At 60.8% G+C, this 22,305-nt stretch carries 22 protein-coding genes; 14 read left to right on the top strand and 8 right to left on the bottom strand.

Annotated elements, in window-relative coordinates:
• The first annotated feature begins 166 nt into the window (after positions 1-166).
• From BMW76_RS13910 to BMW76_RS13875, 8 genes are all read left to right on the top strand, one after another.
• Positions 167-646 (top strand): peptidase associated/transthyretin-like domain-containing protein, encoded by a 480-nt coding sequence (locus BMW76_RS13910; protein ID WP_090866099.1) that lies wholly within the window; start codon positions 167-169, stop codon positions 644-646.
• Positions 643-1,266: a ubiquinol-cytochrome c reductase iron-sulfur subunit gene (petA, locus tag BMW76_RS13905; protein ID WP_090865844.1), complete on the top strand. Its 624-nt coding sequence runs from the start codon at positions 643-645 to the stop codon at positions 1,264-1,266. The genes BMW76_RS13910 and petA overlap by 4 nt, the downstream gene beginning before the upstream one ends.
• 154 nt (positions 1,267-1,420) lie before the next feature.
• Entirely contained in the window at positions 1,421-2,347 is a 927-nt protein-coding gene (locus tag BMW76_RS13900) for a LysR family transcriptional regulator (RefSeq protein WP_090865843.1), read from the top strand.
• Between the two features lie 128 nt (positions 2,348-2,475).
• Positions 2,476-3,186: an SDR family NAD(P)-dependent oxidoreductase gene (locus BMW76_RS13895; protein ID WP_090866097.1), complete on the top strand. Its 711-nt coding sequence runs from the start codon at positions 2,476-2,478 to the stop codon at positions 3,184-3,186.
• A 77-nt stretch (positions 3,187-3,263) separates the two neighbouring features.
• Positions 3,264-4,517: a YbfB/YjiJ family MFS transporter gene (locus BMW76_RS13890; RefSeq protein ID WP_090865841.1), complete on the top strand. Its 1,254-nt coding sequence runs from the start codon at positions 3,264-3,266 to the stop codon at positions 4,515-4,517.
• A 12-nt stretch (positions 4,518-4,529) separates the two neighbouring features.
• Complete coding sequence (locus tag BMW76_RS13885) at positions 4,530-5,786, top strand: MFS transporter (RefSeq protein ID WP_090865839.1); 1,257 nt, start codon at positions 4,530-4,532, stop codon at positions 5,784-5,786.
• A 102-nt stretch (positions 5,787-5,888) separates the two neighbouring features.
• Positions 5,889-6,203 (top strand): antibiotic biosynthesis monooxygenase family protein, encoded by a 315-nt coding sequence (locus BMW76_RS13880; RefSeq protein WP_090865837.1) that lies wholly within the window; start codon positions 5,889-5,891, stop codon positions 6,201-6,203.
• 12 nt (positions 6,204-6,215) lie between these two features.
• Positions 6,216-8,180 carry an enterotoxin gene (locus BMW76_RS13875; protein ID WP_245763214.1) on the top strand — a complete coding sequence of 655 codons (1,965 nt, stop codon included), beginning with the start codon at positions 6,216-6,218 and terminating at the stop codon, positions 8,178-8,180.
• A 3-nt stretch (positions 8,181-8,183) separates the two neighbouring features.
• Here BMW76_RS13875 and BMW76_RS13870 read toward each other — a convergent pair whose 3' ends face one another.
• The 3 genes from BMW76_RS13870 to BMW76_RS13860 form a co-directional block, all read right to left on the bottom strand.
• On the bottom strand, positions 8,184-10,016 hold the full coding sequence (locus BMW76_RS13870; RefSeq protein ID WP_090865835.1) for a beta-galactosidase: 1,833 nt from the start codon (positions 10,014-10,016) through the stop codon (positions 8,184-8,186).
• Positions 10,013-11,008 carry a hypothetical protein gene (locus BMW76_RS13865; RefSeq protein ID WP_090865833.1) on the bottom strand — a complete coding sequence of 332 codons (996 nt, stop codon included), beginning with the start codon at positions 11,006-11,008 and terminating at the stop codon, positions 10,013-10,015. The genes BMW76_RS13870 and BMW76_RS13865 overlap by 4 nt, the downstream gene beginning before the upstream one ends.
• A gap of 258 nt (positions 11,009-11,266) precedes the next feature.
• The gene (locus BMW76_RS13860; protein WP_090865831.1) at positions 11,267-12,160 is read right to left on the bottom strand and encodes a LysR family transcriptional regulator; all 894 of its coding nucleotides are present in this window, start codon (positions 12,158-12,160) and stop codon (positions 11,267-11,269) included.
• An 85-nt stretch (positions 12,161-12,245) separates the two neighbouring features.
• Here BMW76_RS13860 and BMW76_RS13855 point away from each other — a divergent pair, with 85 nt between their 5' ends.
• On the top strand, positions 12,246-13,022 hold the full coding sequence (locus tag BMW76_RS13855) for an NAD(P)H-dependent oxidoreductase (RefSeq protein WP_090865829.1): 777 nt from the start codon (positions 12,246-12,248) through the stop codon (positions 13,020-13,022).
• A 188-nt stretch (positions 13,023-13,210) separates the two neighbouring features.
• Positions 13,211-13,642, top strand: coding sequence for a hypothetical protein (locus BMW76_RS13850; RefSeq protein WP_090865828.1), 432 nt, complete (start codon positions 13,211-13,213; stop codon positions 13,640-13,642).
• A 60-nt stretch (positions 13,643-13,702) separates the two neighbouring features.
• Here BMW76_RS13850 and BMW76_RS13845 read toward each other — a convergent pair whose 3' ends face one another.
• A complete protein-coding gene (locus BMW76_RS13845; protein WP_090865827.1) occupies positions 13,703-14,467 on the bottom strand; it encodes a ParA family protein in 765 nt (254 codons plus the stop codon).
• Positions 14,468-14,724: 257 nt separating this feature from the next.
• On the opposite strand from BMW76_RS13845, the gene BMW76_RS13840 reads away from it, so the two are divergent.
• The 3 genes from BMW76_RS13840 (at position 14,725) to BMW76_RS13830 (ending at position 17,323) form a co-directional block, all read left to right on the top strand.
• Positions 14,725-14,940, top strand: coding sequence for a hypothetical protein (locus BMW76_RS13840; RefSeq protein ID WP_090865826.1), 216 nt, complete (start codon positions 14,725-14,727; stop codon positions 14,938-14,940).
• Positions 14,941-15,004: 64 nt separating this feature from the next.
• Positions 15,005-16,510: a type I glutamate--ammonia ligase gene (glnA, locus tag BMW76_RS13835; protein ID WP_090865825.1), complete on the top strand. Its 1,506-nt coding sequence runs from the start codon at positions 15,005-15,007 to the stop codon at positions 16,508-16,510.
• A gap of 6 nt (positions 16,511-16,516) precedes the next feature.
• The gene (locus BMW76_RS13830) at positions 16,517-17,323 is read left to right on the top strand and encodes an alpha/beta hydrolase (protein ID WP_090865824.1); all 807 of its coding nucleotides are present in this window, start codon (positions 16,517-16,519) and stop codon (positions 17,321-17,323) included.
• Between the two features lie 68 nt (positions 17,324-17,391).
• Here BMW76_RS13830 and BMW76_RS13825 read toward each other — a convergent pair whose 3' ends face one another.
• Entirely contained in the window at positions 17,392-17,697 is a 306-nt protein-coding gene (locus BMW76_RS13825; protein WP_090866093.1) for a hypothetical protein, read from the bottom strand.
• Between the two features lie 480 nt (positions 17,698-18,177).
• Here BMW76_RS13825 and BMW76_RS13820 point away from each other — a divergent pair, with 480 nt between their 5' ends.
• Complete coding sequence (locus tag BMW76_RS13820; RefSeq protein ID WP_090865823.1) at positions 18,178-19,881, top strand: purple acid phosphatase family protein; 1,704 nt, start codon at positions 18,178-18,180, stop codon at positions 19,879-19,881.
• A gap of 211 nt (positions 19,882-20,092) precedes the next feature.
• Here BMW76_RS13820 and BMW76_RS13815 read toward each other — a convergent pair whose 3' ends face one another.
• From BMW76_RS13815 to BMW76_RS13805, 3 genes are all read right to left on the bottom strand, one after another.
• Positions 20,093-20,407: a hypothetical protein gene (locus BMW76_RS13815; RefSeq protein ID WP_090865821.1), complete on the bottom strand. Its 315-nt coding sequence runs from the start codon at positions 20,405-20,407 to the stop codon at positions 20,093-20,095.
• A gap of 150 nt (positions 20,408-20,557) precedes the next feature.
• Positions 20,558-20,908, bottom strand: coding sequence for a RidA family protein (locus BMW76_RS13810; protein ID WP_090865819.1), 351 nt, complete (start codon positions 20,906-20,908; stop codon positions 20,558-20,560).
• 36 nt (positions 20,909-20,944) lie between these two features.
• Complete coding sequence (locus tag BMW76_RS13805; protein ID WP_245763213.1) at positions 20,945-22,276, bottom strand: NAD(P)/FAD-dependent oxidoreductase; 1,332 nt, start codon at positions 22,274-22,276, stop codon at positions 20,945-20,947.
• Positions 22,277-22,305: the final 29 nt, after the last annotated feature.

Below are 22,305 nucleotides of genomic sequence, written 5' to 3'. Positions count from 1 at the left end.
CGCATCTCCACAGGGTTTAAGTCTCGTTTAATCCGCCCCGCCTAGATTGAAATCGCCGCGACGCCGCGACCACTTACGGTAATTCGCTTAACCCCTCGCTCAAATCGCGCGCGTCGAAAAGCAATGCCGCGTCATCGACGCACTTATCTTCACGATGGAGATCGTCATGAACTCACTCGCCAGAACAGGTCTTCTTGCCATTACGCTCGTGCTTGCGCAGACCGCGAATGTCGCGTTCGCCGCGACGCCGAACCTGCCGCCGCTTCAGCATCAGGGCAACGTCGCGTATCTGTCGGGCGGCGTAGGCAGCGATCAATCGGCTGCGTTCAAGGACGAAATGCACAAGTACCCACTCGTGCTCGAATTCGCGGGCAAGACGCATCAGGGCAACGAATATCTCGCGGATATCCCCGTTCATATCACCGACATGCACGGTGCGACTCTGCTGAACGCCACTGCGCATGGCCCGTTCATGCTCGCGTCGCTACCGGACGGACGCTATCGGATCACCGTCAGCTATGAAGGCAAGACGCAGCAGCGCGTGGTCGATGTCAAACCGTCGACGCATGTTCGCACGCTGTTCCTGTGGCCGGCACAAACGACGCAAACGACACAAGCCGCGCAAGCGGATGGGAGTACGACGTGAGCGCAGTCGTCGACGCGCCACCCGACGAGGCACGACGCCGATGGATGATCGCGACAACCGTAGCCGGCGGCATTGCAGGCGTCGCAGTCGTGACGCCCTTCGTCGATTCGTTCCGGCCGCCCGCGTCCGCGCTGGCCGCGGGCGCGCCCGTGACGGTCGATATCAGCCGCCTTCGGCCCGGCGACATGCTGACGGTCGCGTGGCGCGGCAAGCCCGTCTTCATCGTCAATCGCACCGAGTCGATGATGGCCGCTGTACGCGCCGCCGATCGCTTCGTCGCCGATCCTGATAGCGAGCGGCCGTTCTCGATGCCATTGCCTGCGTATTGCCACAACGCGTACCGTTCACGCGCGGAACGCAAGAACCTGCTCGTCGTGGTGGGCGTCTGCACACATCTGGGATGCACGCCGAGTCCGCGCTTTCAGCCGGGCCCGCAGCCCAATCTGCCCGACGACTGGCCCGGCGGATTTCTCTGTCCGTGTCACGGCTCGACTTATGACCTCGCGGGTCGCGTGTTCAAGGACAAGCCCGCGCCACAAAACCTCGATGTGCCGCGCTACCGATACGAGAGCGCGAACAGCGTCGTGATCGGCGCGGATGAGCGTGGTGAAGCTGCGTAAGAAGCGTCGACACTGGACTTTCGATAGCGCTAACCCTTTTGTACAAGAGCGGTCAGCAGACTGGATCACGACCGCTCTCTAGCATTGCGAGAACACACGCCGCTGTACACTTCCGGGCAACGTCGCCCCGCCGACGCTTCGTGAGCGATGCACCATGGACCGGATCGATGCAATGAAAGTGTTCGTCGCGACGCTGGATGAAGGGAGCCTTGCGGGCGCGAGCCGGCGCCTCGGCCGTTCGCCCGCTGCCGTGAGCCGCGCCATTGCATTTCTCGAAGAGCATGTCGGGTCGCCGCTTCTGCATCGCACGACGCGCACCATCAAGCTCAGCGAAGCGGGCGAGCGCTACGCCGCTGCATGCCGGCGCATCCTGACCGATCTCGAAGAAGCCGACCTGCTGGTGGCAAGCGAGCGCGCCGCGCCACGCGGCCTGCTCACGGTCACGGCACCTGTTGCTGCTGGCCAGGACCTGCTGCGGCCCATCCTCGACGCCTTCATCGATCAATACCCTGCCGTCTCCGTCCGGCTGCATATGCTCGACCGTCCCGTCAGCCTGATCGACGAGGGCATCGACGTCGCGCTGCGCATCGCGCATCTGCCCGATTCGACGCTGATCGCGATCCCTGTCGGCGAAGTGCGGCGCGTCGTGACGGCGTCGCCGCGCTATCTCGCGACACACCCGAAGATTCGTGAACCCGGCGACCTCGAGCAACACCCGATCATCTCGATGACGCACTTCGGTCTCGACTCGTGGAGCTTCCCGCCAGCAGAAGGCTCGAGCGTTGCGCAGGTCGTGCGCTTCTCGCCACGCCTGATCGTCAACAGCATCGATGCAGCCGTGTCCTCTGCCGTCGAAGGGCGCGGCGTCACGCGCGTGTTTTCCTATCACGTCGCGCAGCAGGTGAAGGACGGCAAGCTCGCAATCGTCCTGCGCGACAGCGAACACGCGCCGTTGCCCGTTCATCTCCTCACGCCGCATGGCCGGCTGTCGGTGCCGAAGGTGCGCGCGTTCGTCGACTTCGCCGCGCCGCGTCTGCGCCGGCAGTTCAAGCAGCTGCAGCGCATCACCGACGCGCGCTGACCCATCCATTGAACCGCTTGGCGGAAGAATGTCTGCCGCACTGCGTTGATTCTCTCTATGACCGGTTGAATCTAGACTTGCTCCATGAAACGGGCCATGCGCGGCCCGATCCGTTCAAGGAGCAGGTCATGGGTGCCGAACAGAAAGTGGTGATCGTCACGGGCGCGTCGCAAGGCATCGGCGCGGCACTGGTGGACGCGTTTCGCGACCGCAACTATCGCGTCGTTGCGACGTCGCGCACGATTCGCGCAAGCGACGATCCGGATATCGCCATCGTGCAAGGCAATATCGCGGACCCTGAGACCGCGCAAAAAGTGATCGCCGTCGCGCTCGAACGCTTTGGCCGTATCGATACGCTGATCAACAACGCGGGCATCTTCGTTGCGAAGCCTTTCGAAGCGTACACACCCGAAGACTATGAAGCCGTCATGTCGATCAACGTACACGGCTTCTTTCACATCACGCAGCGCGCGCTCGTCGAGATGAGCAGGAAGCGCAGCGGTCACGTCGTCAACATCACGGCGAGCCTCGTCGATCGCCCGCTCGCCGCGCGGCCCGCTGCAATGGCCGCGCTGACGAAGGGCGGCCTGAATGCCGTGACGCGCTCGCTGTCGATCGAATACGCGTCGCGTGGCATTCGCGTGAACGCCGTCGCGCCCGGCATCATCAAGACGCCGATGCATCCGCGCGACAAGCATCACGCGCTCGCGCGATCGCTTCCGCTAGGGCATCTCGGCGAAGCGGCCGATATCGCCGAAGCAGTGCTGTATCTGGAATCGGCGGCCTTCGTGACGGGCGAGATCCTGCACGTGGATGGCGGCAGCAACGTCGGAGCGTGAGTCGATTCTTTTCATTGCATCAGCCACACGCCATTTCGTATTCGCACTGGGAAGTACCAGGAAGCACGGAGAAAACAATGCAGCCCGCAGTTCTGAACGCATCGACACGGCCCGCATTCAGCGTATGGCGCGGCACTGTGTCGGGAGCGAGCGCGAGTCTCGTCGGCATCGGCCTTGCGCGCTTTGCCTACACACCGCTTTTGCCCGCGATCATCGACGCACACTGGTTCGCCGCATCGACGGCCGCATATCTCGGTGCAGCGAATCTGGGCGGCTATCTGGCGGGCGCGTTGCTCGGCGGCTACCTCGCGAAGCGCGCGAGCACCACTTACGTGCTGCGCGCGATGATGCTGCTCGCAACGGTTGCATTCGTCGCCTGCGCATTCCCGCTGTCGTTCCTGTGGTTCTTCGTGTGGCGCTTCGCATCGGGGCTCTCGGGCGGCGCACTGATGGTGCTGGCCGCGCCGACCATCCTCGCGCATGTGCCGCCTGCGCGCCGAGGGCTCGTGAGCGGCGCGATCTTCGCGGGCATCGGCCTTGGCATCGCCGCTTCGGGCACGATCGTGCCGCTGCTGCTGCGCGAGGGCGTCAAGGAGACGTGGCTCGGACTCGGCGTGATCGCGCTGCTGTTGACGATCTCTGCATGGAACGGGTGGCCGAAGCAGGACACACCCGCTCATCATTCACAGACACATCACGCACACGCAACGCACGCGAAGCAATCGCGCTTCACGCTGCGCGCGCTGTATGCCGGGTACGCGCTGAACGCGGTCGGTCTCGTTCCGCACATGCTGTTTCTGGTCGACTTCGTATCGCGCGGACTCGGAAAAGGCCTCGATACGGGCGCGCAATATTGGGTGCTGTTCGGTCTTGGCGCGATTGCCGGTCCGTTGCTGAGCGGCCACCTCGCGGACCGCACGGGCTTTGGTCCGGCGCTGCGCGTGGGCTTCGCGATCCAGATCGTCGCCGTGCTGTTGCCGTTGATCAGCGCAGAGCCCACTGCGCTGATCGCATCGAGCGTACTGATGGGCGCCGCCGTGCCGGGCATCGTGCCGCTCGCGCTTGGCCGCGTCAACGAACTGCTCGCACACCATCCGTCGATGCAAAAAGGCGCATGGAGCACAGCAACCACAGGCTTCGCGATCTTGCAGGCCAGCGCTGCATACGGGCTGTCGTTTCTCTTCACGCGAAGCGGCAGCAATTACCGGATGCTCTTCGCGATCGGCGCCACATCGATCGCACTCGCGCTGGGCATCGATCTGTTGACCGCACTGCGCGGCCAAATGCGGCAACAAACGCAGCAACAAACACAGCAACAAACGCGTCATTGAAGGATACCCGGCATGAGCCAGCCCACTACATTTGATATGCGCGAAACACCCGAAACTTTCGCGCTCAGCTACGCACAACGCAACGACAGATACTGGAAACGCAATCTGTTTATCTGCGTATTCGGTTCGTTCACGACGCTGGTCAGTCTCAGCATGCTGCTGCCGTTTTTGCCGCTCTACGTAAAGCAGCTCGGCGTCGAATCGCAGGCGGATGTCATCCAGTGGTCAGGCGTCGCGTTCGGCGCGACGTTTCTTGGAACGGCCGTGACGGCGCCCATCTGGGGCAGGCTCGCCGACCGCTATGGTCGCAAACCGATGCTGATTCGCGCAGCCGTCGGCATGGCCGTCGTGATGTCGCTGATCGGCATCGCGCACAACGTCTACGAACTGGTCGGGTTGCGGCTGATTGCGGGGCTCGTTGGCGGCTATGCATCGGCATCGACCGTGATGGTCGGCACGCAGGCGCCGCGCGAGCGCGCCGGATGGGCGCTGGGTCTGCTGTCGACGGGCGCGCTCGCCGGCAATCTGGTTGGACCGTTGATCGGCGGCTTGCTGCCCGGACTGATCGGCATTCGCGGCACGTTCTTCGCGGGCGCTGCGGTGATCGCCGTGGCCGCGCTGCTCACGATCTTCGTCGTCAAAGAAGACTTCCAGCCCGACACCGATGCGAAGCGCGGCGCGAGCGTCGCCGCCTCGACCCATGCGTCACGCACGCGATACGCGGTGATTGGCGCACTGCTCGCGACGGCAATGATGGTCCTGCTCGCCAACATGTCGATCGAGCCCGTGATCACCGTATATGTCGGCAGCCTCGGCGTGGAGCTGGATCGACTGGCCCGCATCGCAGGCGTCGTGATGGCATGCTCCGCGTTCGGCAGCATGTTGACGGCGGCGCGCCTCGGCGCGCTCGCGGATCGCATCGGCGCATGGAACGTGATTGTCGGTTGTCTCGTGGCGACGGGCCTGCTGATGATTCCGCAAGCGTTCGTCAATCAATGGTGGCAACTCGCAGCATTGCGAGCGCTGATGGGCATGTCGCTTGCGGGGCTGTTGCCCGCCATCGCGAAGCTCGCGCGGCACGCCGTCGACGAGAGCAAGACGGGTCAAATGCTCGGCTATCTGCAGTCCGCGCAATTCAGCGGACAAGTACTCGGCCCGGTGATCGGCGGTCAGATTGCCGTGCATCTCGGACTGCATTCGGTGTTCTTCGCAACCGGCTCGCTGCTCGTCGGGTGTGCTGCGTTCGCTCAGTGGGCACGCGGACGATAACGCGCGTGCCGGGTTGTGCCTATACTTCGTCCGTAGACTTTCGATGTTCCTCGTGCAAATCAACCGATTCACCGAACATCGTCATTACTCGGGAGCGAAGTCATGTTCATTGCCATGAACCGGTTCAAGGTGGCGCCGGGCTCGGAAAAGACGTTCGAGGAAGTGTGGACGACGCGCGACACACACCTCAAGGACGTCCCCGGTTTCATCGAGTTCCATCTTCTGAAAGGCCCGCAACGCGACGATCACGTGCTGTATTCGAGCCATACGATCTGGGCGAATCGCGCGGCCTTCGAGGCGTGGACGCAGTCCGAAGCCTTTCGCGCCGCGCATCGGAACGCCGGAAATGAAACGCGCGCGCTTTACCTGGGTCATCCGGAATTCGAGGGATTCGAGGTCATCCAGACCGTGAAGTGACGGACGGTTCTCATGCTTGCGAATCGCTTTGCACTTGATAGTCCGGGCGTGCCCGTCTTTCAGTCGAATGGCAGCGAATGCGTGTTCGGCAATTCGGCCATCGCGCTGACATGGATGATTGCAGATCGATCGCTCGGCGGATTTCGCATCGTCGATCGCGTGCATGCGCAAACACTTTCGGTCAGTGCGCCGTTTGCGATGGCACTGGCTGATGAATGCACTGACGGACACACGCTCGGCATCGACGAATTGCAGCTGATCGAGCCGTTGCGCGAAGAAGTACTGATAGCCAACGCCGAAGCATTGCGAAAAGCGGAGCGCAGCGCCGGCCGACGCGTGATCGCCATACTGTGCGACAGGCAGCGACGTCTGCGGGTCGAATGGGGTATCGAGCAGCGCGAGAACTCGCCTTATTTGCGGCAGCTTCTGTCGATTACCGCACTCGCGCAGGCCGAGCGCATTGTCTCCGTTTCGCTATTGCAGACGCACGCGCCTTTCGCACGAAAGATTGGCGAACTAAAAGCGGTGCCCATCGTCGAGGGCAACGTCTATCTCGGTTTCGAGCTTCCGATGGCCGAAAGCGAAGTGCGGGGCGGCATTGCCCGATTCACGGTCACGCGCGAATTGCCGCTCGAAAAAGGCAAGACCCTCGCTTATTCAGCCGTGGCAGGCGTGTTTCGCGAAGGTCAATTGCGCCGCGATTTCGCCGCCTATGTCGAGCAAGAGAGAGCGCACCCATATCGTGCGTTTCTTCACTACAACTCCTGGTACGACATCGGCTTTCTGACCGCCTATACGCAGGATCAAGCGATAGAACGCATTCACGCGGTAGGCCGCGAACTTCATGAAAAGCGCGGCGTACAACTCGATTCATACCTGTTCGACGATGGATGGGATGATTACAGCGGCGCCTGGCGATTCAATCGCGCTTTCCCCGACGGTTTCGTGCCCTTGAAGCATGCCGCCGCGCGCTATGGCGCAGCGCCAGGCGTGTGGCTTTCGCCGTGGGGCGGCTACGGGCCGCCTCGACAAGAACGCGTGACGCGCGGACGTACAGCCAGATACGAGACCGTCGGCGACGGATTCGCGCTCTCCGGTCCCAGGTACTTTCAGCGCTTTCACGAAGCCGCAATGGACCTGCTGACGCGACACGGCGTCAATTACTTCAAGCTCGACGGCACGGGCAACGCAAACGTCGTCGTGCCCGGCAGCCGCTTCAACAGCGATTGGGATGCCGCGATAGAACTTATCGACGATATCCGTCGTACGAAGCACGATGTCTTCGTCAATCTGTCCACGGGGACGCTGCCATCGCCATTCTGGCTGCGCTATGTCGATTCGATCTGGCGTGATGGCGCTGATTATGGCTTTACCGGCACGGGCAGCGATCGCGAACAATGGATCACCTATCGTGACACCCAGACCTATCGCAATGTCGTTTGCAAGAGTCCGCTCTTTCCGCTCAATTCGCTGATGCTTCACGGCATCATTTACGCGCAGGAAAATACGCGGCTCAACGCCGATCCCGCGCATGCGTTCGCGAGCGAAGTGCGTTCGTACTTCGGCAGCGGCACGCAGTTGCAAGAGCTTTATGTGACGCCGTCGCTGCTAAAGGAACGCGATTGGGACGTTCTCGCGGAGGCCTCAAGATGGGCGCGCGCCAATGCCGATGTACTTCGCGACTCCCATTGGATCGGCGGCGCGCCGGATCAACTCAAGGTTTACGGTTGGGCCGCGTGGACGCCCTCTAAAGCAATCGTCACGCTGCGCAATCCGAGTCATCGCGTACAAAGCTTTTCGCTCGACCTGAGAGAGCATCTCGAACTGCCGGACGGCATGACGGGCGGATTCAGTGCACGCTTTCCGTTTATCGAACCGCCAGCGAATTTTCCACTTCTATGGGACGTTGGCCATCCTCAGGCGATTCGACTCGATCCGTTACAGGTACTGACGCTTGAGTTGAGTTATCACCCGTAATGCTTACGTCAGCGTGGACACGAGATCAATCGGCTTAGCTTCCATCTGGTGCAGATCGAAGACGGTAATCGTGTTGTCGCCGGGCTTGAGCCACGGAGCGGGACAATAGAGCCGCGTCTGTGGACCGATATTCCAGTATCGCCCGAGATTGTGTTCGTTGACCCAGACCACGCCTTTCGTCCATTGGCTCATGTCCAGATACACATCGCCCACCGTATCCAGCGACAGCACCGCGCGAAAGAATAGCCCGGCTCTGTCCGGGTCGGTGCATACAGGGCAAAGATCTTCGATAAACGACGCATTCATCGGAAGAAGGAAAACTTCCCACCCCGTCAAAACCTCAGTCACTCCGGACTCGTCGCGCAACGTAACAGGATCGACAAGTCCTTTGCGGTCGATCATCGTATGCCCGTAATTCACGCGCCCCATGCCTTCGACGAGTAGGTCCAGTACCGCTGCCTCATTTGATCCAGACGACGGAAGCGCAAGCGGACTGCGATGCATGATATTCAGCGATTGCGCGCGATCTCTCGGCATGCGCGCACGCGACGCGCCGCCCACATATTCGCCGCCGATGAAAACGCACGCATAGTCGTGAACATCGCCGATATCCAGCACGCCACCTCGATAATGCTCAAGCCGCTTCCGGTAGACGACGAAGCCGGACATCTGGCCATACATTTCGAACGGCTGCGGATCGACGGTCTGCCCGGCGGGCAGAGAAGACGGAAGGTTGTCCCAGATGGACGCGAACCGCTGCGGAACCAAAGAACGACTATCAATAGCGAGCGTGGCGACAGGATCGGGTACATCGGGAAGTGGCGTCGCCAGATATCTGGAAATGATCTCGCGATACTTCATGTACTTCGCAGTCGCCACGCCTTGCTCGCTGATCGGCGCCGAATAGTCGTAGCTCGTGATGTCCGGCTGATATTCGCCCGTATCGGCATCCACATTTGCACCGGCATAGAAGCCAAAGCTCGTGCCACCGTGAATCACATACAGGTTGAACGAGAAGTTCTTTCGCATCAGCTCATCGAGCGTCGCGGATAGATCGACAGCCGTGCCTTGCAGCGCAGTGTCACCCCAATGTGTGAGCCAACCCGGATAGACCTCGCCCGCCATGATGGGCACTGCGGGAAACATCTTGCGCGCCGCTTCGATTTGCGCCGCGTTGCCATTGCTCAACGCGATCGCCCCATCGACGACATAGCTGCGGTTCTGCTCGACTTGGACCAGACCGTCTTCCGTATAGAACGGGCCTTCAATTCCGCCGCGAATCCAAAGCTGCCTGATTTCTTCGAGGTAAGCGGCATTGCTCGCATACGATCCAAATTCGTTTTCGATCTGGATCATCAGAATCGGGCCGCCGTGTATTGCCATTAGCGGCTTCACGCGTGGGACAAGTTCATCGATATAACGTGCGACAGCCGACATATAGCGCGAATCACTCGCCGAGTCGGTGCGCAACTGGATATCCGGGTAACGCAGCAAATACGACGGAATTCCGCCGAGATCCCATTCGGCGCAAACATATGGACCGGGCCTGAACAGCACCCACATGCCTTCGATCTGGCAGAGGCGAATGAACGCCTCGATGTCGCGATTGCCGGTGTGAAAGTCGAATGCTCCCTCGCTCGGCTCGTAGTAATTCCACATGACGTACACAGCGATGGAATTCATCCCCATCGCCTTGGCCATCCGAATGCGATGCCGCCAGTATTCGACGGGGATTCGCGCCGGATGCATTTCCCCGCTGCGGATCTGAAACGGCTCGCCGTCGAGCAAAAAACCGTCGCCGTTCTTCGCAAAGGAAAAGACGTGCGCGATATTCATTTCACTTTCTTCTCGCGCATGAAGCGCAATGCGAAGCGCACGAGCTTCGGCATCGTGTCCGGACGCAGCAGGCGCTCGTCGTAACCCGAGAACCGCTCGTCATTCTCTTCGAGGCACAACATCATCAATTCACGCACGTCGATTTCCGCGCCGGATACGGCCTGTGCGCCGTTCACCGTGAAGTTGTTGTCCTGCTTCTGTTCGTTTCCTTCCGCGTCGATCGTGCGCGCAAGGCCAATGCGCTCCCAGCCGAGAAACACCCATACGGCGACGACCTTCAGCTCGAATCGGATGCGCTGCCACCATGACAGCCTCGCGCGATGCCAAGCCACCCAGTTCGCGAACAGAAGAATATGACGACACTCCTCCTGCATCACGGGCTCGAATGTGTCGATCAGCTCAGGTGGAAAGAGCCCGGAGCGATGCGCGACCTTGAACAGGCCGAATGCGAAAAAGCTGTCGATGCATTCGCTATAGCCCGTGACGAGATAAGCCCATTCGGCGTCTCTCGGGAATACATAGGGCGCCTCGCTCGCAAGCGTAATGCCATACGCGGCGACCATCCGCGACAAGACCTCCTTGTGCCGGTTTTCTTCCCACGCGTTCAACGCGAGCGCACTGCGCATCTCGGCTTCGTCGATGGTCGCGGCGTAGGCTGCCATGCGCAGTCGCGCCTTGCCTTCCGTCTGCACGGCGATGTCCCAGATCGGCAGCGAGACGATCCGCTCGAGCACATCCGGCTCGAGCTTCGGCCAATCCAGTACCGACGGCCGATAAGGATTGAATGTCTCGCGAAACATCCGGCACGTTTCGCGCAGGTGGATTTCGGACCCGGCTTCGAACGGGCCCGCGACGTGGCTCGTCCAGTGCCGCGTGTTGATTTCGGCGGCATCGACCATTTGCCGGTCGGGCGTGCACTGCGCCAGTGCCGGCGCAGTGAAGTCCGGAATCATCTGTTCGACGTCGAATGTATCAAGCGTCTGCTCGCTCATGGTGATCTCCACCAGAGAACACTTGCGTTGTTGATTCGGACGAGATCCGTCCTTCATGCATCGGAATGAACGCGCTTCATCTGCACGTCACGATGCTGGTCGACGGATCAGCCGGCCATCAGTCTATGCCAGCGTCAAAAACAAGCGCTTTTAAGCAGTCGTCAGCGGCATGGCCGCGACCGCAGCTAACATGCCATAGCGCCGGCAGTTTTTCTCGTACGGCCGTTCGCGATTGAATTCGGACAACGCTGTCGGGTGTCAGACGGAATTCGCGATGTGCTCGCGCAACCATTGATGCGCCGGGTCGCGATGACAACGCTCGTGCCAAAGCATCGCCATTTCATAGCCGGGAACAGCGACGGGCGGCTCGACGATTCGCAACGTGCCCGTATCGCGCACGAGTCGCGCGGGCAACATCGCGACGAGATCGGTACTCGCGAGCACCGACATCATGAACAGAAAGTGCGGCACGGACAACACGACCCGCCGCGTGAGGCCCACTTGCGCGAGTGCTTCATCCGTCACGCCGCGAAATCCGCCGCCATCCGGCGAAACGATCACGTGCTCCAGTTTGCAAAACTGCGCAAGCGTCGGACGCCGGTTCAGACGCGGATGCCCGGCGCGGCCGGCCAGAACATAGCGCTCGGCGAATAGCACGCGGCGATGCAGACCTGAGGGCGATTCGTCGCTGGTATGAAAAGCCAGATCGATCTCGCCCTGTTCCGCCTGTCTGACGATGCGCGTCGGCACCATTTCGACCACTGAGAGCCGCGTGCGCGGCGCCGCTGTGCGCAACGTACTCAACGCGGACAGCAGAACCGTCGATTCGCTGTAGTCGGTCGCCGCGATTTTCCACGTATGAGTGGCCTCGGTGGGATCGAACGTCTTCGGCGACGACATCACACGCTCCAATGCTTCGAGCGCCTCTCGCAACGGTTCGCGCAGTTCGTCGGCTCGCGCAGTCGGCCGCATGCCGCGCGGCCCCGGCAACAGCAGCGGATCGCCGAAGATGTCCCGCAGTTTCGCGAGATGCACGCTCACCGACGGTTGAGAGAAGTTCAGGCGTTCCGCCGCACGCGTCACGTTGTGTTCCGACAGCAACGCGTCGAGCGTGACCAGCAGGTTCAGGTCCAGCCGTCTGAGATTATTCATGGCAATACCGGGAATATCAGAAATTCATTTCCAATATACCTGACGAGCGCCTAATCTGCTGGCTACTGAAAACGGAGGTTGAAACATGAAAGTTCTGCTCGTCTACGCACATCCCGAGCCGCGATCATTGAACGGTTCGCTGAAGGACTTTTCGGTCGAACGTCTTGAGAGCGCGGGACATGTCGTGCAGGTATCGGACCTGTACGCGATGAAGTGGAAAGCGTCGCTCGACGCCAACGACAGCATCGAGCGAAGCGACAACGCACGCTTCGATCCGAGCGCCGATTCGAAACATGCGTTTGAAAGCGGCCTGCAAAGCGAAGATATCGCACGGGAACAGCAAAAGCTGCTGTGGGCGGACGCCGTGATTCTGCAATTCCCGCTCTGGTGGTTCTCGATGCCCGCCATTCTGAAAGGCTGGGTGGAGCGCGTATTTGCGTACGGTTTCGCGTATGGCGTGGGCGAGCATTCGGACACCCGCTGGGGCGACCGCTATGGGGATGGCACGCTGGCGGGCAAGCGCGCGATGTTGCTGGTCACGGCAGGCGGCTGGGAATCGCATTACGGCTCGCGAGGCATCAACGGCCCGATCGACGACATTCTTTTTCCCATCCACCATGGGATTCTGTACTACCCCGGCTTCGACGTGCTGCCGCCATTCGTGATTTATCGGACGAGCCGCATGGATGAAACAAGGTACGCGGATACCTGTGAAGCCCTCGCCAACCGGCTGGACAGTCTGTGGACCACGACGCCCATTCGGTTCCGGCCGCAAAACGCCGGAGCATACGAGATTCCGGCACTCACGCTGCGCGCCGACATTGCGCCGGAACAATCGGGCTTCGCCGCCCACATTGGATGACGGCGACGCAAAAGCATTGCGCTCATATCTACAGCGGTCACTCGGATTTTATGCTTGATGCGTAAATTACATTGAAACGCATGACAGCCGCTTTCGGCGGCTTTTTCATCGAGAGAATAAATTGATCGCCGGTATGCTATAAACGGGGCATTGAGCCAAACTAGCGATCAGCCGATCTCGAATGTCATATGGCGTTTTACTTTGTCGAACCCGAAGTGGCTGGCGGCCTCGGAAAGCATACCGTTCTCGATTCAAGCGTGTATCCGCCGAACGTCACGCAATTGCACTACCGAATTATCAATTGGCTCGGCGACGCGCTACTGGAAAGCTTCCCGGCACTGATCATCACCCGCGAGGCCGCTGATGCATTGCAGGCAATGGGAGCAACTGGAATGGCATATCGCACCGTTGAAATAACGGTTAGCGACTCATTTCAGGAAATTTATCCCGACCGGGAATTGCCTGAATTTCTCTGGCTATGTGTGCCGGGTGCAGCCGGCAAGGACGATTTAGGCATCGCCGATGATTCGCGCCTCGTCGTTTCAGAGCGCGCATTAAAGCAGTTGAAAGCCTTCGGTTTGAATCACGCGATCATCGAAACGTATTCCGGATCGACATGAACGCATGCGCGCGGCCTGCCGACCGCCGCGCGTGTTCGTTCACAGCACACAGGCAACCGCTCAGCCCGCCAGCTCGCGATGCAGCGCGAGGTACTCCTGCGCCAACTTATGCCGCGGATCGAGATGGATCACGGGCGTTGCATGCTGATGCGATTCGCGGATCTTCACCGACGACGACAACCTCGAACCCAACACGGGCAGCCCTTCGCTGACGAGCTCATCGACGAGTCGCTGCGGCAGGCTCGCGCGCGGCTGGAACTGGTTGATGACGATCCCTTCGACGTGCAGCCCATCGTTGTGGTCCTGCTGGATTTCCTTCACGTTGTCGAGCAGCGTATAGAGTGCGCGGCGCGAAAAGTCGTCGCAGTCGAACGGAATCAGGCAGCGCTCGACGGCGATCAACGCCGAGCGCGTGTAGAAATTCAACGCGGGTGGCGTATCGATGTAGATCGCGTCGTACATGTCGAGCTCGTTCAACGCATCGCGCAGCTTGTAGATCTTGTAGCGCGATTCGAGCTTGCCGTGGAGCGTGTCGAGATCGGCGTGCGCGGGCATGATGTCGAGATTTTCGAACGGCGTCGGATGAATGAACGACGTCACGTCGATCGGCTTGAAGCTGAACGTCAATGCGGTTTCGAAGAAGCCGGCAACCGTCGGGCTCACCTCGTTCGCGCGCGCGCCGAGTAAATACTGGCTCGAATTGCCCTGCGCGTCCAGATCGATGACGAGCGTACGCAAGCCCTCGCTGGCGCTGATGGCCGCCAGGTTGCACACGATGGTCGATTTGCCGACACCGCCCTTCTGATTAAATACCACGCGCCGCATGTGTCCCCTCTCGCTGTCAATCTGCCTGAAAAACCAGCAGCATACATCAGCCAGATTACCGGAGGGGACGCCACCGGGTAACGCCTGCCAATTTCGCCGACGCGCACGGTTTTGGGGCTTCCGGCGCGCTTTTTCGTACGCGGTTACGTGCATTCGTACAGCGCGGATTCATCGCCTAGAATCGATTAAGGCGCGTGGCGGACCCCGCTCGTCCGATTGCGCCATCTATTGCATTCGAACCTTTTGTGGAGGTCACAATGAAAGCGGACGAAAGAGGCGACATGCACGCCTTCGTACAAACGGCTGAACAGGCAGGCGATTATGTCTGGGTCATCGCACTCGTCGACTTCGCTGCGCGCGAGGTGAAGCGCGCGCTCGTCTCCGACGAGAAATACACGACCCGCGCCGCCGCGAAAGACGCCGGCGACGCGCGCCTGAAAGCGCTCGAGCAGGACCGTCAGGCGCACGCGTAGCCGTTCATCGGCCCTTCAGCACGGGGCCAGCATCACCGGCCAGGCGCCGCACAAGGAGCATCCCATGGCCAGCAAGAAAGACAAGTCTGGATCGTCCGTTGGCGTGTCGGTCGACGCAGGCAGCTATCGGGTCACGCGGCCCGACAGCGCCGACGCCGTGATCGATCTGATCAGGCAGCACGAGGTTCAGATCGTCGATCTGAAATTCACCGATCTGCCCGGACTGTGGCAGCACTTCTCGATCACGCTTCCCGAAGTTCACGACGGTCTGTTCGAAGCCGGTATCGGCTTCGACGGCTCTTCGATTCGCGGCTTTCAGGAGATTCACGAATCGGACATGCTGTTGCGGCCCGATCCGTCGACGGCCTTCGTCGATCCCATGTGCGACACGCCCACGCTTTCGGTGATCTGCGACGTCGTGGACCCCGTGCTCAGACAGCCCTATTCGCGCGATCCGCGTTACATCGCGAAGAAGGCCGAGAACTATCTGCGGCAAACGGGTATCGCGACGACCTGCTATTTCGGCCCTGAGCTGGAGTTCTTCATTTTCGATTCGATCCGCTTCGGCCAGGATCAGCACAGCGGGTACTACTACGTCGAATCGGCGGAAGGCGACTGGAACACGGGCCGCGACGAGGGCGCTTACGGCGGCGGCAATCTCGGCTACAAGCCGCGCTACAAGGAAGGCTACTTCCCGACGCCGCCGCACGACACGCTGCAGGATATCCGCAGCGACATCGCGCTCACGCTGCAACAGGTCGGCGTGCAGGTCGAGGTGCATCATCATGAAGTCGCGACGGCGGGACAGAACGAAATCGACATGCGCTTTGCGACGCTCACGCGCATGGCCGACAACGTAATGATCTACAAGTACATCTGCAAGAACATCGCGCGGCGCTATGGCAAGGTGGCGACGTTCATGCCCAAGCCGCTCTTCGCCGACAACGCGAGCGGCATGCATTGTCACCAGAGCCTGTGGCGCGACAACGAAAATCTCTTCTACGACGCGCAAGGCTGGGCGCTCACGTCCGAGCTGTGCCGCTGGTATATCGGCGGCCTGCTTCAGCATGCACCTGCGCTGATGGCCTTCTGCGCGCCGACGACCAACTCGTATAAGCGGCTCGTGCCGGGCTACGAAGCGCCTGTGAATCTCGCGATGTCACAGCGTAACCGCTCGGCCGCGGCCCGCATTCCGATGTACTCGGATTCGCCGAATGCGCGGCGCGTCGAGTTCCGCTGCCCCGATCCGTCGGCGAATGCCTATCTCGCGTTTGCCGCGATGCTGATGGCGGGACTCGACGGCATCGAGAACAAGATGGACCCCGGCGAGCCGCTCGATCGCAACATCTACGATCTGCCGCCTGAAGAGGCGCGCAAGGTTCGGCAGGTGCCGGGGTCGCTCGATGCATCGCTCGCCGCGCTCGAAATGGATCACGCGTTCCTGCGCAAAGGCGATGTCTTCACCGACGATGTGATCGACGCGTGGCTGACGTACAAGCGCGCGAGAGAGATCGACAGCATCCGGTTGCGGCCACATCCGTGGGAGTTCTATTTGTACTTCGACGTGTAGTGGTCGATGCCTCTGCTCGTTCTATGTATTCGACTCGCGCTGGCCGCGTACGTGATCGCGCTGATCGCGCTGTACTTCATGCAGGACAGGATGCTGCTGCCCGCCACGCTGTATGACGCCGAGCCGCCGACGAGACATCATGCGGGCTACGACGTCGAGCCGTGGCACGCGAGCGGTCAATATGCAGGCTATGTCGCGACACCTGTTATCGGCACGCCGCGCGGCACGTTCGTCATCTATCACGGCAATGCGGAATCGGCGGAGAACAAGCTGCCGCTCGCCGAGATCTTCTTGCGTGCAGGCTATCGCGTGGTGCTGGCCGAGTATCCGGGTCACGGCAAGCGCGAGGGCTCGCGCACGATGAAGGCCGCGCTGAACGCATCGCGAGACGCGCTCGCGGCAGTCCGCGAGCAATGGAATGGGCATGTCTATCTGGTAGGCGAATCGCTGGGCGCGGGGATGGCCACGCAGGCCATTCGAGGCAATGAATCGACAGTCGCGGGCGTCGTGCTCATTACGCCATGGGATACGCTCGCAAGCGTCGCAGCACAGACGCTATGGATCTTTCCCGTACGCTGGATGCTGCACGAACCGTTCGATTCGATCGATGCGCTCGCGCGGTATACGGGCCCCGTCGTCGTGATCGGCGCGCAAAAGGACACGCTGATCCCCGTCGCGCACGCCCGCGGGCTCGCGAGCGCGCATCGGGGCGCTCGTCTGATGCTGTTGACGGATGCGAACCACGACGACTGGTTTGATGCAATGACGGGCGAACGCTGGCAGCAGGTGCTCTTGTGGCTGGGCGCGGGCTAGTGCGGAACCGGTGACGGACTGTTGCATTAGCCGCCACACGCAATGCGCCTTCGAATCAGGCCGCCTGATTAGCCAACCCGCCTCGTCAACATCTCGTTGCGAATAAGCGCATGCAGATCTTCCGCACTCGGCTGCGTGCCCCATCTACTGGCGCCCGCCACCGATGCAATCGCGAACCACGAATGCGGCGGAAACCACTCCTGCACCATCGCGCCGTTTTCGCGCAGACACAATTGCCCCGTCAGCTCGCTGAACTCAGCGGACATCGACTTGCCGTTCAGATGCACGGTCACGCACGTGCCCTTCGACGACGGTTGCTCCTCCACGCTAACGATTGCGTCCCCGTCGTGCAGATGTTCGTATGAAGTGGCCATGATCAATTGCGCCCGGCAAGTGCGCTTCGACGCAAGCGCCCGAACATCGTCCATGCGAGTGTTGCTTTCATCGTTCACTCCTGGCTTCTGATCTCGGGAGCGACTATATGCAAACCGCAATCGGGAATCTGTGTATGTGTGTAAGCAAACGTGAATTCCGCTCGCGTTGCACCGCGCAGATGGGGCGAACTGTAACGGGCGTGCGTCGATACAACACTTCGCCGATCCGATTGCGCTGCGCGACAGCATGAAAACAACGCGTGCCTGATCGTCTATCACATCATCGCGGCTACGCATACGCGTGTGGATTCCGCTGATAAACGACGGCATGCGCGCCGCAAACGTTGTCATAGCGGGGTAACCAGTTCGGAATATCGTGTTGCCCGGAATCACACTGCATTCCCGTTCCTTACCCGCGCCGACGCGCCCGCCCCTCTGCGTTTTCTGCGTCGTCTGCCTTCCACCGCGAGAACAACCGACATGTCGAACAAGAACACCCCCGATGATGCATCGCCGGCCGAGCAGGCTGCCAACCCGTCAACCACGTTTTCGCGCCGGGGCTTTCTGAAGCTCGCGGGCGCATCCGGATTCGCGACGGCAGCGGGCACGTTTGCAGGCCCCGCCAAAGCGGCGCCGTCGGCACCCGACGGCACGCCGGAACAGATCCATCTGACCTGGGGCGAAGACCCCACGGGTGAAGTCGTGGTCTCGTGGGGATCGGCGGCGGCTGCTGCGAATCCGCGCGTGCGCTTCGGTGCATCGGGCGAAAAGAAAGAGACGATACATGCCGTTCAGCGCACGTACACCGACGGCCTGAACGGCGAAGTGGTGTTCACGTATCACGCGCGTCTGCATGGACTTCATGCCGCGACGACGTACCAATACGAAGTAACGGCGGACAACGACAGCAACTCGGGCACGCCCTTTTCTGCGACGTTCGCGACGGCGCCGCGCGGCCGCGCGCCGTTCCGCTTCACGAGCTACGGCGATCTCGCGACGCCCAACACCGGCTGGGTGCTGTCGTCGCCGCAAAGCCGCTTTGCCGTGCAAGCCGTCGAGCGCTTCCAGCCGCTCTTTCATCTGCTGAATGGCGACCTGTGCTACGCGAACCTGAACCCGGCGCAGCAGCCGGAAGTGTGGCGCGACTTCGCCAACAACGCGCAGACATCGGCGGCGAATCGTCCGTGGATGCCGTGTCCCGGCAATCACGAAGTCGAATTTCACAACGGCGCGCAAGGCTTCGATTCGTATCTGACGCGCTACACGCTGCCTAACAACGGCACGCGCTTTCCGGGCCGCTGGTACAGCTTCCGCGTCAGCTCGGTGCTGTTCATCTCGCTGGATGCAGACGATGTGATCTATCAGGACGGCGCTGCTTTCGTCGCCGGACCGAGCCCGCTCGTGCCTGCCGCGAGCACGGGCAACCCCGCGATTCAGCCAGGCACGTCGTTCTATATTCGCGGCTACAGCAACGGCGAGCAGACCCGCTGGCTCGAAAAGACGCTGCGCCACGCCGCCGACGATGACGACATCGACTGGATCATCGTGCAGATGCACCAGGACGCGTTGAGCTCGTCGAGCACGGGCAACGGTTCGGACAAAGGCATCCGCGAAGCGTGGCTGCCGCTCTTCGATCGCTATGGCGTCGACCTCGTGCTGTGCGGCCACGATCACGACTATGAGCGCAGCTACCCCGTGCGCGGCTGCAACCATCACGCGGGCATCGACGCGAAGACAGGCGAGAAAGTCGATACGTTACAACCGAAGCCTGCTATCCATCCGCATGCGAGCAGCGGCAATACGTTCGATACGAGCCATGGCACGATCCACCTGATTCTCGGCGGCGGCGGCACGAGCGCGCCGCTCGATGTGTACGGTGTCGATACCGGTAACGGCAATCCGCAAGCGAAAGTGTTCACGAAGCCCAATCGGCCGATACAGGGTACTTCGGCGGGCACCTTCACGCGCGCAAACGCCGACGCGCTCGAAGATGCGATCTGGTCCGCGCAGCGCGACACAGGCACGGGCTACGGCATCGCCGTGTTCGATTACGATCCGGGCCAGCACGGCGGCAAGACCACGATCACGATGAAGTACTACCACGCACCCGGTGCAGACAAGACGCCGACGCAGACGTATGAACTCTTCGAGACCGTTGTGTGTGAGAAGCCCCGCCGACGCTGATTGAATCCGATCAGACGCCTACGAGTACGATCATGCGCAGCCCGCGATCTCGCGCGGGCTGTGTCGAACAACGCGACTGTTTATGAACGACAGGTTCAGGCGAAGTCGGCGATCGCGTACTGTCGGCCAAGGTGCAGTCTGGATATTCACAAGAATAATTTCAAGGCCGCGTTTAACCTGCCGTGATGACCGCTGGCGAGTTCATCCGCAATCAATACCCGTAGCCGCCCTGACAAGGCACATAAGCGCGTTGATAGCTGTCGTAGCAAGCGGATGGCGGCGGTTGCGTATAAACCGGTTGCGCATAGGCTGGTTGCTGATAGACCGGTTGTGCGTAGGCGGGCTGGGCAGCCGCAATCGAGGTCACGAGCGCGCCGAGCACCGCGCCCCCGATGAGCGCGCCCACGATCGCGCCATCATTGCCGCCGCCGTGACCATGGCCCCAGCCACCGCGCCCGTGCGCCGATGCCTGCTGGGCCACCGACAGACTACCGATTAGCAACAACACAAGTGCTGAGCGTTTCATGAGACTCTCCGTTTTCCCGTTTTCCGTTTGACGGGTTTCTGGAGATCATCTTAAGCAGGCGTCGATGAAATAACTTATGCAGTTGGTAACCGCGCATTTCAAATCTTACAAAACCGCATTTAGGCCTGCGTGACAGGCGAATATTCGAAACTAGACAGCGGCCACGATCACGACCTCGATCAGCTTCTCCCGCTGCGCCAAGGTAGCCCCCACAGTGGCGCGAGGCGGCGTGTGCCCTGGCGTCACCCACGCGTCCCACACTTCGTTCATCGCCGCAGCCTGTGACATGTCGGATAGAAAGATCTGACATGACAGGATGCGAGACTTGTCCGATCCATGTTCAGCAAGCAGCGCATCTATCGATGCCAGCACTTGACGCGTCTGACCGGCCATATCTTGTGTGATGTCTTCCGGTACCTGACCTGCAAGGTAGATCGTTCCCTGATGAATGGCGACCTCCGATAGACGCTTCCCTATATGGCTGCGCTTGATTTCGGGCATCTTCGTTCCTTTTCGAGTGGCTTGGGCGGTGAGTGACTAGCGTTCACGACCGGCGAGTGCGGCCTGATACCTGATCGATGAAACGACGCCAATGCGTCTGATCGGCTCCGGAGGTAGCCAGCTCGGGCCTTCCAGACTGAGCGCATCGGACAGTTGCGCAGACTGCGCACCCATGGCCATCTCGCCCAGCAACTTGCCGTATGTTGTGCCCTTGAGCACGCCCGCTCCATTGCAGCCCAACGACGCAAACAGGCCAGGTCGCAGTTCTCCAAAGAACGTGGCGCCGTTGCGAGTCAACGCCGTTGTCCCTCCCCACACGTACTCGAAAGCATGAGATTTCATGTTCGGATAGCGGCGCTGATAGCAGCTCGTCAACTCAGTCAGCGTATCGGAGGGGGATTGCTCTCGCTCATAGGAGTAGGCGCTGCGCACCATGAAACGACCGCCGTGAACGCGGCGCAGTGTCGTGCCCAGGCGATTGGCCGGTATGACGCCCCACTCTTCGGTATCGCCAAGCTTCTTCAGCTCGGACTCGGGCAGCGTAGGAGTGACGGCCGCATACGTGAAGATCGTGATCAGCCTGTCGCGCAGTATGCCTAACGCTTTGGCGAATCCGTTGTTGGCCAGGATGACGCGATCAGCTGTGTATTCCGCTTCGGATGTCGTGATACGGAAAGGAGACGACTCGCTTAGCGCCATGACGGGCTCGCTCTCGACCAGGACGACGTTTGACGGCTGACTGTCAGCCAGCCCCCGAATCAGTGCGGCAGGCTGGACGAAAACGTTATTGGGCGAATGAAAGCCGTAACGGTAGTAGCTGGTGCCGAGCTTTTCCCGCAGCGCATCGCGATCGTACTCTTCGAAGTTCACGCCCCATTCGCGGTATTGAGCCAACGATGCTTTGAGATTCTCTACGCCCGAATCGCTTGCCGCGGCATGGAACTTTCCGGCCGGGTTCCAGCTACAGTCAATTCGATGTTCGTGAACGAGTTGCTCTAGCCAACGTAAGCCTGCCTCGTACAAGCGAATCTGTTTGCGAGCGACTTCCAGCGGACTGGTGTGCCCACCCATTTTGGTGTTGTGAGGCAGATTGATAACGAAACCCGAATTCCGGCCGGATGAGCCTTCGCCGATGGTCGAGGCTTCGAGTACCAGCACCGGTTGGTCGGGCTGCATCTCTGCGATGCGGCGCGCGGCAGCCAGACCCGTGTATCCTCCGCCGATCACAATCGTGCCGAACCGCCGAATGCTCGTTCGAGAAGGCTTCGGACGCTCGGGCAGCATCGCGTTCCAGCCCGAGCCAAGCTGATACGTCGGGTATTTCCCGACGGTTACGTCGGAGGTAGGGAGACCTTGTCGGATATGCATGGAATCACCGCTGCAATCGAAACATCATT

This window comes from Paraburkholderia diazotrophica, from assembly GCF_900108945.1.
Taxonomy (GTDB): Bacteria; Pseudomonadota; Gammaproteobacteria; order Burkholderiales; family Burkholderiaceae; genus Paraburkholderia; species Paraburkholderia diazotrophica.
The sequence above is the reverse complement of the archived record's forward strand: the minus strand, read 5'-3'. Positions and strand labels throughout refer to the sequence as shown.